General features: G+C 65.2%; 11 protein-coding genes and 1 pseudogene. 4 read left to right on the top strand and 8 right to left on the bottom strand.

Annotated elements, in window-relative coordinates; genetic code table 11:
* Nucleotides 1–101 precede the first annotated feature (101 nt).
* From AX729_RS24775 to AX729_RS24750, 6 genes are all read right to left on the bottom strand, one after another.
* On the bottom strand, nt 102–1,715 hold the full coding sequence (locus AX729_RS24775; RefSeq protein ID WP_061026849.1) for a benzoate-CoA ligase family protein: 1,614 nt from the start codon (nt 1,713–1,715) through the stop codon (nt 102–104).
* The gene (locus tag AX729_RS24770; protein ID WP_061026848.1) at nt 1,712–2,851 is read right to left on the bottom strand and encodes an FAD-dependent monooxygenase; all 1,140 of its coding nucleotides are present in this window, start codon (nt 2,849–2,851) and stop codon (nt 1,712–1,714) included. The genes AX729_RS24775 and AX729_RS24770 overlap by 4 nt, the downstream gene beginning before the upstream one ends.
* Before the next feature lie 300 nt (nt 2,852–3,151).
* Nucleotides 3,152–3,517 (bottom strand): hypothetical protein, encoded by a 366-nt coding sequence (locus AX729_RS24765; protein WP_061026847.1) that lies wholly within the window; start codon nt 3,515–3,517, stop codon nt 3,152–3,154.
* A gap of 16 nt (nt 3,518–3,533) precedes the next feature.
* Nucleotides 3,534–4,415: a cysteine rich repeat-containing protein gene (locus AX729_RS24760; protein ID WP_061026846.1), complete on the bottom strand. Its 882-nt coding sequence runs from the start codon at nt 4,413–4,415 to the stop codon at nt 3,534–3,536.
* A 144-nt stretch (nt 4,416–4,559) separates the two neighbouring features.
* Nucleotides 4,560–5,561 carry an NADP-dependent oxidoreductase gene (locus AX729_RS24755; RefSeq protein WP_061026845.1) on the bottom strand — a complete coding sequence of 334 codons (1,002 nt, stop codon included), beginning with the start codon at nt 5,559–5,561 and terminating at the stop codon, nt 4,560–4,562.
* Nucleotides 5,562–5,672: 111 nt separating this feature from the next.
* Nucleotides 5,673–6,491, bottom strand: a complete 819-nt coding sequence (locus AX729_RS24750) for an ATP-grasp domain-containing protein (protein WP_061026844.1) — start codon at nt 6,489–6,491, stop codon at nt 5,673–5,675.
* 372 nt (nt 6,492–6,863) lie between these two features.
* Here AX729_RS24750 and AX729_RS24745 point away from each other — a divergent pair, with 372 nt between their 5' ends.
* From AX729_RS24745 to AX729_RS24735, 3 genes are all read left to right on the top strand, one after another.
* On the top strand, nt 6,864–7,637 hold the full coding sequence (locus tag AX729_RS24745) for a ferredoxin--NADP reductase (protein ID WP_035708352.1): 774 nt from the start codon (nt 6,864–6,866) through the stop codon (nt 7,635–7,637).
* Between the two features lie 307 nt (nt 7,638–7,944).
* Complete coding sequence (locus AX729_RS24740) at nt 7,945–9,642, top strand: FMN-binding glutamate synthase family protein (protein WP_197433665.1); 1,698 nt, start codon at nt 7,945–7,947, stop codon at nt 9,640–9,642.
* A gap of 77 nt (nt 9,643–9,719) precedes the next feature.
* Complete coding sequence (locus AX729_RS24735) at nt 9,720–9,959, top strand: PilZ domain-containing protein (RefSeq protein ID WP_061026843.1); 240 nt, start codon at nt 9,720–9,722, stop codon at nt 9,957–9,959.
* Between the two features lie 40 nt (nt 9,960–9,999).
* Here the strand turns inward: AX729_RS24735 and AX729_RS24730 are convergent.
* Nucleotides 10,000–11,266, bottom strand: a pseudogene (locus tag AX729_RS24730) (hemolysin family protein).
* 241 nt (nt 11,267–11,507) lie between these two features.
* Between AX729_RS24730 and AX729_RS24725 the strand changes: the two are divergent.
* On the top strand, nt 11,508–13,583 hold the full coding sequence (locus AX729_RS24725; protein ID WP_061026842.1) for a methyl-accepting chemotaxis protein: 2,076 nt from the start codon (nt 11,508–11,510) through the stop codon (nt 13,581–13,583).
* Nucleotides 13,584–13,597: 14 nt separating this feature from the next.
* On the opposite strand, the gene AX729_RS24720 is transcribed toward AX729_RS24725, so the two are convergent.
* Nucleotides 13,598–15,562 carry a carbohydrate porin gene (locus AX729_RS24720; RefSeq protein WP_061026841.1) on the bottom strand — a complete coding sequence of 655 codons (1,965 nt, stop codon included), beginning with the start codon at nt 15,560–15,562 and terminating at the stop codon, nt 13,598–13,600.
* Nucleotides 15,563–15,846: the final 284 nt, after the last annotated feature.

The raw sequence follows: 15,846 nt of genomic DNA, 5'->3' as shown, positions 1-15,846 counted from the left end.
GAAGCGCGCTGTGGCCCCAGCGTCATGCAACGGCAGATAGCTGTGGCTATGGGTCCCGGCCTTCGCCGGGACGACAGCGAGTCTGCGGTAGCGCCGTTGTCTCACATCCTCAGCAACGCCTGCCGGTCGATCTTGCCCGTCCCCGTCTTCGGCAGCTCGTCGATGAAGATGACCTCGCGCGGATATTTGTAGGGCAACAACTTACCCTTCACATAATCCTGCAGCCTGCGCGTCGCCTCGCCCTGGTCGGCTGCGCGGTTGTTCATCACCACGACGGCCTTCAGCGTCATCCGCCGGTCCGGCAATTCGGCCGCGAACACCGCGCATTCGCGGATATCCGGATGATCGGCGAGGCACAGCTCGACCTCGAGCGGATAGACCCACTGGCCGGAAATCTTGATGAGATCGTCGGCGCGGCCGCGGAAGAAGTGGAAGCCGTCGGAATCGCGGACGAAGCGGTCGCCGGTGTAGATCCACCCGCCGTCGCGAATCGTCTCCGCGGATTTGTCGGGCCGGTTCCAGTACAGCGGCGTGTTGGAATCGCCGCGTACCCACAGGATGCCTTCCTCGCCGTCGCCGACGTCGTTTCCGTCCTTGTCGCGCAGCGCGACCTCGTAGCCGGGCACGCGCAGGCCGGCGGCGCCGAGCTTCTTCTGCGCAGGGTTGTTGGAGAGATAGATGTGCAGCACCTCGGTCGAGCCGAGGCCCTCGACGATTTCTAGTCCGGTGAGCGTCTTCCAGCCGTTGAAGACCTCGGCCGAGAGCACCTCGGCGGCGGAGAGCGCCATGCGCAGCGACGAGAAATTCGTCTTGTCCGCGCCTTCCGCCTTGGTCAGCGATGTATAGAGCGTCGGCAGACCGAAGAAGACCGTCGGCTTGTATTGCTCGATCGCCGCGAAGATCGCGGCAGGCTTCGGCTGGCCCGGCAACAGCAGCGTCGCCGCGCCCGCAGAGAACGGGAAGGTGACGGAATTGCCGAAGCCGTAAGCAAAGAAGATCTTCGGCACCGAGAAGCAGATGTCATCTGGCGTCAGCTTCAGCACGTTCTGGGCAAAGGCGGCATCGGTGTAGGCCATGTCGTGATGGAGATGCACGATGCCCTTGGGCCGTCCGGTCGAGCCGGAGGAGTACATCCAGAACGCCATCTCGTCGCGATGCGTCGGAGCTTCCGCCAGCTCGGGCGCGAACTGTGCGAGCCAGCCTGCCGCCGCGATCGCCCTCGGCGCGGCGTGATCGCCCGCCTCGCCATTGACGACGATGAGCGTGTGCAGGCTGGTCGCCTTGCACGCCTCCGCATTGAAGCGCGCCGCGAACTCGGCATCCGCGACCGCCACGGCCGCGGCGGAATCGGCGAGATAGAATTGCAGGAGCTCCGGCGGCGTCAGCGTGTTGATCAGGAGCGGCACGAAGCCGGCACGCACGGCGCCGAAGAACGCGGCCGGATAGGCCGGCGTGTCGTCCAGGAACAGGAGCACGCGGTCGCCGCGCTTCAGGCCGAGGGAGGCAAAACCGTTGCCCCAGCGGCAAGCCTCGGCGCAGAGCTCGGCATAGCTGCGTGTGCCCGCCGGACCGATCAGCGCGAGCTTGTCGCCGCGGCCCTTGCCGAGATTGTCGAACAGCACACGGCTGGCATTGTAAATTTCAGGAACGGCAAAGCCGATTTCGCGTACGCCCGGGCCGTCCGCGGGCACCAAGTCGCGGATCTCGTTGCTCATGCCGCATCTCCGCCATTCTTCGCGGCCTCGTAGCGCGCCATGAAGGCCGGCGACATCGCCCGCAGCCGGGAATCGTCGATGCGGCCGGAGCGCGTGATGTAGCTGTAGGCGAAGTCCATCAGGGGAAGCTTCATGTGCTCGGCGAAGTGTTCGTACCAGAACGCGCTGGTGCGCGCGGCGTTGACGAGCTTCTGCACGATGGGCTTGCGCGCGGCCTGATAGCGGTGCAGCGCGGTCGCAAGATGCGCATCCGATTCCAGCGCCTTGACCAGCGCGATCGCGTCCTCGATCGCGAGCCGCGTGCCCGAGCCGATCGAGAAATGCGCCGAATGCAGCGCGTCGCCGACCAGCACCATGTTCTTGAACGACCAGTGCTCGTTCCAGACCCAGGGAAAATTGCGCCAGACCGATTTGTTGGAGACCAGGCAGTGCCCGCCGAGCGTATCGGCAAACACCTCCTCGCAGACGCCCTTGGACTGCTCGACGTCCTTGTAGGCGAAGCCATAGGCCTGCCACGTGGCGTGGTCGCATTCGACCAGGAAGGTGCTCATGTTCGCCGAATAGCGGTAGTGATGGGCGTTGAAGGCGCCGCGCTCGGTCTTCACGAAGGTCTGCGACAGCGTGTCGAAACGCTTCGAGGTGCCGTACCAGACGAACTTGTTGGAGGAGTAGGACAGCGACGTCCCGAAATCGCCTTCGAAGGCGCGGCGGACCAGCGAGTTCAAGCCATCGGCGGCGACAATGAGGTCGTGGCCGTTGAGCTGGTCGATCCCGTGGATCTGCGTGTCGAAGCGTGGGGTGACGCCGACGTCGAGCGCGCGCTGCTGCAGGAATTTCAGCAGCTCGAGCCGTCCGATCGAGGAGAAGCCGACCCCGTCGATGGCGACGCTGTCGCCCTGCAGGTTCAGCGTGATGTTCTCCCAGCTTTCCATGTGCGGCGCGATCGCATCGACCGTTTCGGGGTCGTCGGCGCGCAGGAATTCCAGCGCCTGGTCCGAGAACACCACGCCAAAGCCCCAGGTCGCGTCGGCCGGGTTCTGTTCGAACAGGTCGACCTGATCCTCGGGGTGACGTTTCTTCCAGAGATAGGCGAAGTAGAGCCCACCGGGCCCCCCGCCAACCACGGCGATCCGCAACGTCTGCCTCCCTAATTGACAGTATACTTACTATCTAGGGGTAGACTAATGTGCTCCGGCGTCCGGCGCCAGCGGATTTATTGCCGCGCGCGGCATGCCGAGGCCTGCTTTTCGGATACACGTTTTGCGCGCATCCGAAACCCTCAGCGCGAACCATAGCCAAACCACGCCGGGTTGACCATCCGGGTGTCAGACGCAGCGCTTCACATAGACCCCGTTCACCAGCCGAAGGTGAGGAGGGCAGAGGCGATCAGCAGCAATGCACGCATGTCTTTCTCCCGGTCTTGTTGTGATTGAAGTTCAAATGTCTGCAATTTGGTGCGCCTTGCGCGATTCATGCTGGACTCGAATGGATGGCCTGATCTTAAGCCACAGGCGGTCACGCTCATTGATTTGGACCTCCAGCGTCTCTCGGCCTCCGTCGCTGTGATATCTGACGTCATGAACTCCGACGCCATTGAACTCGTAGATTGCCGTGTCATTGCTTGTGACGATAAGACGAACGTCCTTGTAAGAGGGCGCAAGGGCAAACGATACGCTCGATCCTTCTACGGATGCTTCGTACAGAGCATCGTTGTAAATCCATGGCTCGCCGGGGTCTCTCAACTTGGGCACCACCCCGAAGAACGAGAGCAATTCAACCTCTTCGACGGTGACAGACGTCATTGGTGGACCTAACGCCTTATCGTGCCGCGAACGGTGCCAGCACGTCCCTGCAGGCGGGTGACAGCGAGGCGGCATTGCTGGCAACGCATTGGATGATCCGGCCGCCACCTGGCGTCACGCTGCCGCACAGCGTGCGAACATCCTCGCGGCATGCGGACTGGACGATGAACAGCTCTTCGCGTGGCCGCAGCGGCCGCAACACGATCACGGCCGGTGCGGGAGCCGGTGTCGCTGCAGCCGGTGCAGCGCCGGAAGCCGGCGCGGCCGGGGCCGCAGCCGCAGCACTCCCGGATGCCGCGCTTACGGCCTTCTCGCAGGCCGGCGAAACCTTGGCCTTGTTCTTCTCCAGGCATTCGAGCGCGGGGGCGCCGCCCGGCGGCACGCTGGCGCACACCTTGGGATAATCGCCGCGGCAAGCGCTCTTGATCGCGGCCAGTTGCGCGCTGCTCGGCGGCTTGGGGGCAGCCGCCTTCGGCGCTGCTGCTGCCGCGGCCGGCTTCGCAGCGGGCGCGGATTCGGCTTTTGGCGCGGCCGATGCCGGCGCTGGCTCCGCCTTGGGTGCCGCGTCCTTCGGTGCCGCCTCCTTGGGGGCAGCTTCGGTCTTCGGTGCGGCGGGAGCGGCTTCGGCCTTGGGAGCCGCGGGCGGTTCGATCGCGCGCACCGCGGTTTGGCATCCCGGCGACAGGCTGGACATGTTCTTCGCCAGACATTGAACCGCTTCCGCTCCGCCGGGTGTCACGCTCGAGCAGTGCGCCATGAAATCCGAGCGACACGCGGACCGAATGGCGCTCTTCTGCGCCTCGGTCGGCGCCTGCGCGAAGGCGCCTGTTGCAATTGCGAAGAGCGCGGCCGCGAGCAACGCCGTGCGCGTTGATGCATGTTTCAACGTGTTGAACATCTGAGTGAATTCCTGCCCTGTCGGGAACGCCGACGGTTCTCAAAATGTGATGTAAGCGCAATCGTCGCGAGTGATGCCTCGCGCGCGCATCTTTGGCCGCTTTGGCTTCACCCGCAAGTCAATTATGCCGGCGCAATTGCGCCGTCAGAGCTTGACCATGCGCTTGCCGCGGTTCTCGCCCGCGAGCAAGCCGATCAGCGCCTTCGGGGTATTCTCGAGGCCGTCGATGATGTCCTCCTGCACTTTCAGCTTGCCGGACTTGACCCAGGCCTGGAGGTCGGCGAGCGCGCGCTGGCTGTCCTTCATGTAGTCCATCACGATGAAGCCCTGCATGACGAGCCGCTTCACCACGATCAGCCCCGGCACGCCCCGCGGACCATGCGCGGCAGGGACGCCGTCATATTGCGATATCGCGCCGCAGCAGGCGATGCGGCCGTAATTGTTCATCTGCGGCAGGCACGCTTCGAGGATGTCGCCGCCGACATTGTCGAAATAGACGTCGATGCCTTTCGGTGCCGCTGCACGCAGCGCCTTGAACACCGCGCCGTCCTTGTAGTCGACGGCGGCATCGAAGCCGAGCTCGGACGTCAGCCATTTGCACTTGTCGGCACCGCCGGCGATGCCGATGACGCGGCATCCCTTGATCTTCGCGATCTGCCCGACGATCGAGCCGACCGAGCCCGCGGCAGCCGAGACCACGACCGTCTCGCCTTCCCTGGGCTTGCCGATCTCCAGCAGGCCGAAATAGGCGGTGAGGCCGGCGATGCCGAACACGCTGAGCAGGTGCGTCATCGGCTCGAGCTTCGGCATCTTGGTGAGGTGCTTCGCCGGCACCGCGGCGAATTCCTGCCAGCCGGTGTCGCCGAACACGATGTCGCCGGGCGCAAGCCCCGGCGCCTTCGAGCTGACGACCTCGGCGATGGCGCCGCCGGCCATCACGCTGTTGGCCTCGACGGCCGAACGATAGGTCGCGCCGTGCATCCAGGCGCGGTTGGCGGCATCGAGCGAGATGTAGCGCACGCGCAGCAAGGCCTCGCCGTCCTTCGGCTCCGGCATTGTGCCCTCCACCATCTTGAAATGTTCGGGGCCGAGCTTGCCGCTGGGCTTCTCCACCAGCAGAATCTGGCGATTGACGTTGCCGCTCATGGCGTTCCCCTCTTTGATTCTTTGACGATCATTGATGCAGCCGCCGCTGACAACAACGTGCAGGCCGCATCTGCTGTGCACGGCCTCAAGGCTAGATCGCTGCGTTCCATTTCACAACTGGAACATCCGCTGATCTTCCCCGAACACCCGGTCCAGCGCCGCGTCATAGGTTGCCTGCACCAGTTCAGGATGCAGCTTGCCCAGCGCTTCCATCATCACGCCGGAATTGATCTCGAGCACTTTCCATTCGCCGTCGACACGCACCACGTCGATCGACGCGAAGGCGATGCCGATGGCGCTTGCGGCATCGGCCGCGAGTTTCACGCAAGCCGTTCGAACCTCGCCGTCCTCCAGCAGCACGGGCCTTGCGGCGGCGTCGAGATTGTGCCGCCAATCCGAGCCACGCTGCTTGCCGTAGACGACCAGAGGCAGATCACCGAGTTGCACGACACGGACCTCGTGTTCGATCGCCAGATAGGGCGAGATCACCAGTCCTGCGCTCATCGAGAAAACGTCGTCGACCGCGTGATCGAGTTCCGCCTCGGTCGTCACCTTGAACACCGAGCGTCCCGACGTTCCCTGGTTCGGCTTCACCACCACGCCTTGCGGATGCTGCGCGAGCAGCGCTTGCATCCTCCGGCGCCAATCGGCGCCGGCGACATGGACACCCATTTTCGGATTGAGGAAGAGATGATGGGGGACGCACGGCACCCCCTCGAGCGCCAGCGCCTCTGATGTCGCCGACTTGTCGTTGGCGAGGCGGTGGGCGATGGCGCTGTTGAGGCCGATGTCGTAGCCGAAAGCGAAGTGGCGCCTCGCTCCGCGGCGCATTGCGATCAACCAGCCGCCGGGACGCACATCGACCGTGATCCCACGTTGCGCGCAATAGCGCCTGATCGCCTGGACGAAGATCCGCTCGCGGTCTGCCATGGTTATTCGTCTCTAGTGTCGCCAAAAGCCGCAAAAGCGCGGGAAGTGGCGCCAATCCGGAGGAAAATCAGAGCTATTCTTAATGAAATTCTCGCGAGCCCGGCGGAAATTAAGTGCTCCAACCGGGCCTCGAGAGGGAAGGAAATTGCCGTCTCCGGCTGCCGGGCGGCAAATTCATGAAGGACGTGACCAGTTCTGCCGCAAATGCCGGTTTGACCGGCATCAATTGCATCCGAAACGAGGTTGATTATTGGTCTCAATGGCGTAGATCACACACGCGAAATCCTCCGCCATGGCAGATGGTGTCCGCCCCCGTTTCAGGGCCGGGCAACGCTTTTGCCCGAAACCGCAGCTATTCGGAATATCGAAATCATGAGCGCGTTTTACCGAGAGAAGGTTCTTTCAGTCCAGCATTGGACCGACACGCTGTTCAGCTTCCGCGCCACGCGCGATACCGGCTTCCGCTTCCAGAACGGTCAGTTCGCCATGATCGGTCTCGAGGTCGACGGCCGTCCGCTGCTGCGCGCCTACAGCATGGCGAGCGCCAACCACGAGGAAGAGCTCGAGTTCTTCTCGATCAAGGTTCAGGACGGCCCGCTGACCTCGCGCCTCCAGAAGATCAAGGAAGGCGACACCATCCTGGTCGGCCGCAAGGCGACCGGCACGCTGATCACCGACAATCTGCTTCCCGGCAAGCGGCTGATGCTGCTCTCGACCGGCACGGGCCTCGCGCCGTTCGCGAGCCTGATCAAGGATCCCGAGGTCTACGACCAGTTCGAGAGCATCGTGCTGGTGCATGGCTGCCGCCAGGTCTCCGAGCTCGCCTATGGCGAGAAGCTCGTCGCGACCTTGCGCGAGGATGAGCTGTTCGGCGAGCTGCTCGCGGACAAGCTGGTCTACTACCCGACCGTGACCCGCGAGCCCTTCAAGAACCGCGGCCGCATCACCGACCTCATCAGCTCCGAGCAGATCTTCAACGACATCGGCCAGGGCCCGCTCGACATCGAGACGGACCGCATCATGATGTGCGGCAGCCCGGCCATGCTCGAAGAGCTGAAGGCGATGTTCGAGAGCCGCGACTTCGTCGAGGGAAGCGGCAACAAGCCCGGTCATTTCGTGATCGAGAAGGCGTTCGTCGAGCGGTAAGCTCGGGCGATGCCGAACCGCTAGACATCCACTCAGCCGTCGTCCCGGACCAGCGCGCGCAAGCGCCCGCCGATCCGGGGCCGATGCCCATGGGCCGTGGCTATACGAAGGCTCGGAGTGACGGCTTTCCTTCAGTCGTCAGGTCCTGTGGGGCATGGATGCCGGTCACCCCTTCTGCTGCACTGCAGCAGCCAGTCCCTCGGCCTGATTGATTTGTCTCGGCCGAATTCGCTAGCCTGAAACAACGGCCGCGTCATATCCGTATGACGGGCGGGGGCGTATCGTGACGCCTCATGCTGGCGAGAGGATGGGAATCGTGGCCGACGACGACAAGACGCAGGGCGCCCCCAAACGCCTGCCGCTGGCGGAAGAGGGGATCATGGAAACCCTGCTGCTGCCTTTCTCGCCGCGCTTCATCGTGCTGACGATCTGCGCGGTGGTCACCGCGCTGCTGATCGGCATCGGCATCGCGGACGGCAAGATCTTCGACATCCTGCTGATCCCGATCCTGATCTTCGGCGCCCTGACGTTGCTCGGCATCCGCGATCTCCTGCAGAAGAGCCACGCGGTGCTGCGCAACTACCCGATCTCCGCGCATATCCGCTTCCTGCTCGAAGAAATCCGGCCCGAGATGCGGCAATATTTCTTCGAGAGCGAGAAGGACGGCATGCCGTTCTCGCGCGACACCCGCGCGGTGGTCTATCAGCGCGCCAAGATGGAGCTCGACAAGCGCCCGTTCGGCACCCAGGAGGACGTCTATCGCGAGGGCTACGAGTGGATGCATCACTCGGTCGCGCCGAAGGCGAACGCCAAGGAGAAATTCCGCGTTACCATCGGCGGCCCCGACTGCAAGAAGCCCTATTCGGCCTCGGTGTTCAACATCTCGGCGATGAGCTTTGGCGCGCTCAGCCCCAACGCGGTGCGGGCGCTGAATGCCGGCGCCAGGAAGGGCGGCTTCGCGCATGACACCGGTGAGGGCGGCGTCAGTCCCTATCACCGCGAGATGGGCGGCGACATCATCTGGGAGATCGGCTCGGGCTATTTCGGCTGCCGTCATCTCGATGGCACCTTCGATCCCGAAGCGTTCGCGCGCGTCGCCTGCGAAGACCAGATCAAGATGGTCGAGCTCAAGGTCAGTCAGGGCGCCAAGCCCGGCCATGGTGGCGTGCTGCCGGCGGCCAAGGTCTCGGAGGAGATTTCGAAGATCCGCGGCGTGGCGATGGGCGAGGACTGCATCTCGCCGGCCTCGCACCGCGCCTTCTCCACGCCCGTTGGCATGATGCAGTTCATCGCGGAGATGCGGCGCCTGTGCGGCGGCAAGCCGACCGGCTTCAAGTTGTGCATCGGCCATCCCTGGGAATTCCTGGCGATCTGCAAGGCGATGCTGGAGACCGGGATCTATCCGGACTTCATCGTCGTCGACGGCAACGAGGGCGGCACCGGCGCCGCGCCGCTGGAGTTCATGGACCATCTGGGCATGCCGATGCGCGAAGGAGTCAACTTCGTCCACAACGCGCTGGTCGGCATCAATGCGCGCGACCGCATCAAGATCGGCGCCTCCGGCAAGATCGCCACCGCCTTCGACATGGCGCGCGCGATGGCGATCGGAGCGGACTGGTGCAATTCGGCGCGCGGCTTCATGTTCTCGCTGGGCTGCATCCAGTCGCTGAGCTGCCACACCGACCGCTGTCCGACGGGCGTCGCGACGCAGGATCCGACTCGGGCGCGCGCGCTCTACGTGCCGCTCAAGATCGACCGCGTGCACAATTACCACCACGCGACGCTGCACTCGCTGGCCGAGCTGATCGCCGCGGCCGGCCTCGAACATCCGCAGCAGCTGCGCCCGGTCCATTTCAGCCAGCGGACGTCGACGACCAACGTGCAGTCCTTCGCGCAGCTCTATCCAGCGCTGCGCCCGGGCGAACTGCTCGAGGGCACGGAAGATCCGCGCTTCCGCGACGCCTGGCGGATGGCCCGTGCGGAGACGTTCCAGCCGGCGCTGTAGGATGCCGGCCGCGTAACTTCATCGCGCTCGCCGCTGGCACTTAACCTTTGGTTCAACTTTGGGTGTAAATTCCGCCCATGGACGAGCGACGCAGCAAGGCCCGACATCGGGTGCTGAAGGCCGGAACCATCGAGTTCGGCGGCGGCGCGATCGACTGCACCGTTCGCAATCTCTCCGATCATGGCGCCGCACTCGACGTTACCAGCCCCATCGGCATCCCCGAGCATTTCACCCTGATCGTCCAGGCCGACGGCGCGCATCGATCCTGCACCGTGGTCTGGCGAAAGGAAAAGCGGATCGGGGTGAGGTTCGGGTGAGGGCTTTGCGCTTGTCGGGAAGGACGGCGGGGATTTCAGCTCACGCCGCCACCTGCTCGCCCCGGCGGGTCGCCAGGATCTTGTCGATCCTGCGTCCGTCGAGATCGACCACCTCGATGTGCCAGCCGCGAAAATCGAAGGAATCGCCGGCGTTGGGGAGCGCGTTGAACTGTTGCAGCACCAGGCCCGCTACGGTGTTGTAGCGGTGCGGCGGCAATTCGACGCCGAGCAGATCGCCGAATTCGTCGACCGGCATCCAGCCGGAGATCAGGAGCGAATCGTCGGCGCGCCTCGGAATGGAAGGCCCCGACGATCGATTCCAATATGTCGGAGGCCGTCACCATGCCTTCGAAGGCGCCGTATTCGTCGTAGACCAGGCCGACGTGAACCGGCGCAGCTTTCAGGATGGTCAGCACGTCGCGCGCATCTGCCGACACCGGGATGCCAGGCGCCTCGCGCACGAGCGCACGCAAATCCGGCGCACGCTCGTTCATATAGGCAATCAGCAGGTCCTTGGCCTGGAGCACGCCGATCGGCTTGTCGCGGTCGCCGTCGGAGACGGGAAAGCGCGAATGCGGGCTTTTGGCGATGATCTCCCGGATGGCGGCGGGATCGTCGTTCAGGTCGATCTCGTCGACCTCCGTGCGCGGCGTCATGACGGCGCCGACCGGGCGGTCGCCGAGCCGCAACACACCCGCGATCATCTCCTTCTCGCCCGGCTCGAGCACACCCGCGCTCTCCGCTTCGCTGACGAGGTGATGGATCTCGTCCTCCGAGACCTTCTCCTCCGCCTTGCCGCCGCGGCCCAGCAGGGTGAGGATCAGCTTGCCGGAGATGTCGAGCAGGAAGACGAGCGGCAGCGAAATCCTCGCCAGTACCTGCATCGCGGGCGCGACCCTGACTGCGATGCTTTCGGGATCGCGCAGCGCCACCTGTTTCGGCACAAGCTCGCCGACGATCAGCGTGGCGTAGGTGATGAGCGTGACCACGATGCCGACACCGACGATGTCGGCGATGCCCTTGGACAGGCCGAGCTCGAGCAGCCATTGCGTCAGCCGCTGCCCGAGCGTTGCGCCCGAGAACGCGCCTGAGAGCACGCCGACCAGCGTAATGCCGATCTGCACCGTCGACAGGAACTTGCCGGGATCGGCCGCCAGTGTCAGCGCCCGCTCGGCGCCGCGCACGCCCTTGGCCGCGAGCAGCGACAGCCGCGCCGGACGCGACGAGACCACCGCCAGCTCGGACATGGAGAGCAGGCCGTTGATGACGATCAGGACGACGACGATGGCGAGTTCGAGCCAGAGCATTGAGGTTCCGGAGGTAAGTGAGTGCGGCCGGTGGCGGCGCAAGCCATCAATATAGGTAGTCGGGCGAGGAGATGCTGGCTCTTTCGGCGCATTCGGGCCCCGGGAACTGGCGGCCGACAGTTCCCGACGGCCGTCCGGGACGGCCTGACAATCCGCGGAACTACGGATGTTTGCTTAACGCGCCCTTAGTGGCCGCCCGCTAGGTTTTCGACATTGCAGAAATGTGGTCGGGGAACCCAGGATGCGGATCGGGAAGCTTTTCGCGCTGTCGATGCTGACGGTGACGGTATTTGCGGTCATCCTTGGCGCCGAGGTGCTGATACCGCAGACGCGCATCTTCATGAACCGTTCCGACGCGATCAAGACCGTCGATGCCTTTGGTGCGACCCTAATGGTCAGCCAGCACGTCGCCAGCCTTCGTGCTCCTTACATCGGACCGATCTTCCAGGAAGGCGCTGCGACGCAGGCGCAGCTCGAAGCTGCCGCGAAGGCTGCGAAAGCGGCCGAGGCGGGCTTCGACGCCGCACGGCGCGCCGTCATGGTGCTGGACGACGGCGGAGCGATCGCCGAGCATCTGGACCGCGCCGCGCGGCGGCTGAAGGAGATCACAACCGCTGCGGATCGCGCGATGAGCGTTCCTCTGGCGGCGCGCGACAGCACCGCGACAAAGGGCTTTCTGCCCGGCGTTGCCGAGGTCCTCGGCAGCATCGAACCGGTCATGAACCGGCTCGAAGCGAAGGTCGTCAATGCCGATTCCTCGCTGGCGGCGCTCCTGAGCCTGGCGCGAACGGCGCAGGATCTGCGGGTTTCGGCCGGCAACCGCGCGGCCACGCTGTCCCCGGCGCTCTCCGCGCGACGTCCGCTCACCGCGGCCGAACTGTCGCTGATGGACCGCATGCAGGGGCGCGTCGAGGCCGACCGCGAGCGCATCGAGGCCGGGATCGACATGCTCGGAAGTCCCTCTCGCATCGCTGCCGCGCTGAAGGCGGCAACGGAATCCTATTTTGGACAGGCCGCGGTTGCCGTGGACAAGGAGCTTCCTGCAGCCCGGAGCGACGGCAAGTACGGCGCTACCGCGGAAGAGCTGGCGAAGGTCATCGTGCCGGCCATCCAGATGTTCTACGGCGTGCGCGATGCCGCGCTGGCGGAAGCGGCCGAGCGCGCTTCGGCCGCGCGCGGCGGCGCACTGGCAATGCTTGCGCTGGCCGGTGTAGCGGTGTTGGCGCTGCTCGGGACGCTCGGTGCCGTGACCGTGATGCTGCGCCGGCGCGTGGTGACCCCGCTCGGTCGGATCGCCGACGTGATCGGCGCGCTTGCCGCCGGACAGCACGAGGTCGAAGTCCCGGCGACGGGCCGCAACGACGAGATCGGCCAGGTCGCGGGCTCGCTCCAGCACTTCAAGGATTCGCTGCTCGCCAAGAAGGCCGCTGACGAGGCTGCCGCGGTCGAAGCGGACGCGAAGCTCAAGCGCAGCCAGCGCATGGATCAGATTGCGCGCGAATTCGAAGCCATGATCGGCGACGTGATCAACACGGTCTCGTCGGCCTCCTCGGAGCTGGAAGCGTCTGCGGGAACGCTGACGAGCACCGCCGCGCAATCGGAAACGGTCACCGCGACCGTCGCGGCCGCCTCCGAACAGGCCTCCACGAACGTGCAGACCGTCGCCGCTGCGGCCGAGGAGATGGCCTCGTCGGTCGACGAGATCAGCCGCCAGGTCCAGGACTCCGCGCGCATCGCCGGCGAGGCGGTGCAGCAGGCCGGGCGCACCAACGACCATGTCGGCGAACTCGCCAGGGCCGCGGGCCGCATCGGCGACGTCGTCGAGCTCATCAGCCAGATCGCGGGCCAGACCAATCTTCTGGCCCTCAATGCCACCATCGAGGCGGCGCGCGCCGGCGAGGCCGGGCGCGGCTTTGCCGTCGTCGCCTCCGAGGTCAAGGCGCTGGCCGAGCAGACCGCCAAGGCCACCGGCGAGATCAGTCAGCAGATCGCGGGGATCCAGAGCGCGACGGAGGATTCGGTCGGCGCCATCAAGGCGATCGGCGACACCATTACGCGCATGTCCGAGATCGCCTCCGCGATCGCCTCGGCGGTCGAGGAGCAGGGCGCGGCGACGCGGGAGATTTCACGCAACGTGCAGCAGGCCGCGCGCGGCACCCAGCAGGTCTCCGCCAGCATCGTCGACGTGCAGCGCGGCGCGAGCCAGACCGGATCGGCCTCCTCCAACGTGCTCGCGTCGGCGAGATCGCTCTCCGGCGAGAGCAGCCGTCTCAAGGTCGAGGTCGGCAAATTCCTGGAGGCGATCCGCGCCGCGTAGTGGCGGAGCCCCGCTCAGAATTCCCCGTGGAGCCGTCCCGAGAACACCGATACCGGTCCACGGTCCGCGTTGTAGGCGGGATTGACGATGAGCTGGTAGTCGGCGGTGAAGGTGAGATTCTTGTTCAGCGCATAGGCGTAGTAGGTCTCCAGCACGCGTTCGCGGCGGTAGTTGAGCCGGCCGTCGCCGATCAGCGGGCCGAGACCGCCGGCGGCGATGAAGTCGCGGTGATCCTGCGACAGGGCGTTGACGGCGCCGGCGATCGCGACCACGTCGTCGGGCCGGCCCCATGTCGTACCTTTGACGGAGACGCCGCCGGACAGGCTGCGATCGATGTCCGTGAAGGCCATGATCTCGTTGCGGCCGTCGTTCCAGCTCCAGCGGCCGAACACGCCGATGTCGCCGGTGATGGCCTGTTCGAGGTTGAACGCGTAGCCGTATTTGAGGCGGCCGCGGCGGGTCTGGCTGATGTCCACGCCGAATGCGGGATTGTCCAGCGTCTCGCGATAGCTGCCGGAGAACGCACTGTTGACGAACCCGAGCGTGCGCAGCTTGCCGGGCTGGCCGAACAGCGAATAGCGCAACTCGAGCTCCGCGACGTACTCGCCGCGACGGCCGATATTCATGTCGAAATTGCTGGAGTTGGAGACGGCATCCATCAGGAAGTAGCCGCCGCGCAGCGCCCATTGCTTCTGGTTCAATTCGGCGGTGGCGCCATAGCCGAGGCCGAGCTTGTCGGCGGCATAGTCGAAGGCGCCGGATGCCCAGATCGACCAGTTCATGAAATCCTTGCGCGGATCGTGCGCGTAGGCATTGCCGTCGAACACGTCGACCACCGAGAATTTGCCGACCTGCAAGGTCAGCCGCGAGACGTCGACCTTGCCGGCGAGCTGAAGCTGGCCGCTGGCGAGCTCCTCCTGCTCGCCGCCGAAGCCGAAGGTGTGGCGCACGAACAGCCGCGAGGCGTTGAAGTGCGGATAGGGAAAGCCGGACTTCTGCGCTTCGCCGTTGGGGAAGCCTGCGGCGCCCGTCGTGTTGTTGAAGCCGAAGCCCTGGAGCAGCTCGGGATTGAAATAGACCTCGCCGCCGTCCCACAGCCGCGCATTCAGATAGAGCGAATTGCTCCAGGTCTGCTGAAAATCCGGCGACGGCAGCAGGCTGTTCGGTCCGGTATAGGGCGCGCGGAACGCCGGGTAGCCCTGCCCGAGCACGGTCGACTGGCCGTGAATCTCCCAGCGGCTGGACTCGGTGTCGGTGACGTCGGATTTCGGGTCGTAGGTCGGCACGCCCGGCCAATCGATCTTGCGATTGAGGCCGAGGCGCAGGCTGTGAAAATCCATCGACGACGAATATTGCCCCCCCGAGGGGAAGGTGACGTTGGCGTTCTCGAACTTGCTGTAGAGATATTCGAGCCGCGCGCTCCAGTGCGGCGCGAAGGCGTATTCGGCGCCGCCGCCGGCAGTCCAGCCGAAGCGCGTATGCAACACTTTCTCTTCGGTCCCGCCGGTCGGCGTCGAGAGAAAGCGCTCGCCGGCGAAGGCCGCGCCGCCGGTCGCGTAAAACAGCCAGTTGCCGCTGGCATAGCCGAGCCGCGCGCGCAGGCTCGCGACATAATCCCAGCGCTCCTCCGCGCTCGATAGGACGGTCGCCGCCGATGACACGACGTGGTTGGAGGGGAGGTAGTTCGGGAAGGAGATATCGCCTTCGACGCCGAGCAGGAAACCTGAGTTGAGGCGCCAATTGTAGCCGGCCTGGACGCCTCCGGTCATGCCGTTGAACACGTGATTGTCGGTCGCGACGGTGGGATCGGCCAGCGTTGCCGCGGATGTGCCGCGGGTGAAGCCGGCATGCGCACCGATATAGAGGCCTGTCCAGTCGTAGACCACTCTCAGCGCCGGCGCCTTCAGCGGCAGATCGGCCGCGGTGCCTGTGGCGGGAAAAGCCAGCGCGCCCGTGGCAATCGCCGCGGCCGTCCGCAAGTACCGGAATCTCTGACTTCTCAACGTCACAACGCACGCCCCGCAACCGCTATCCCTGCCGATTCGCAGCGCCCCTGTCATCAGGCCTCGGTCGTCCAGGCGATCCGGCGCGACTTCGTCCCAAGTTCCTGTGCTAGCCTTATTGCGATTAATTCGCAGTTGCAACTGGTCTGGATCGCTGCGGTGGTTGCTTCGCACTGCTTTGTGACGGGGGTGCAACAACGGCTCTGGCGCAACGAATGACCCCGCCCGGGGGGACGCCGGGCGGGGTCGGGGGCACGACA

It is taken from the genome of Bradyrhizobium sp. CCH5-F6, from assembly GCF_001556045.1.
Classification (GTDB): domain Bacteria; phylum Pseudomonadota; class Alphaproteobacteria; order Rhizobiales; family Xanthobacteraceae; genus Bradyrhizobium.
The sequence above is the reverse complement of the archived record's forward strand: the minus strand, read 5'-3'. Positions and strand labels throughout refer to the sequence as shown.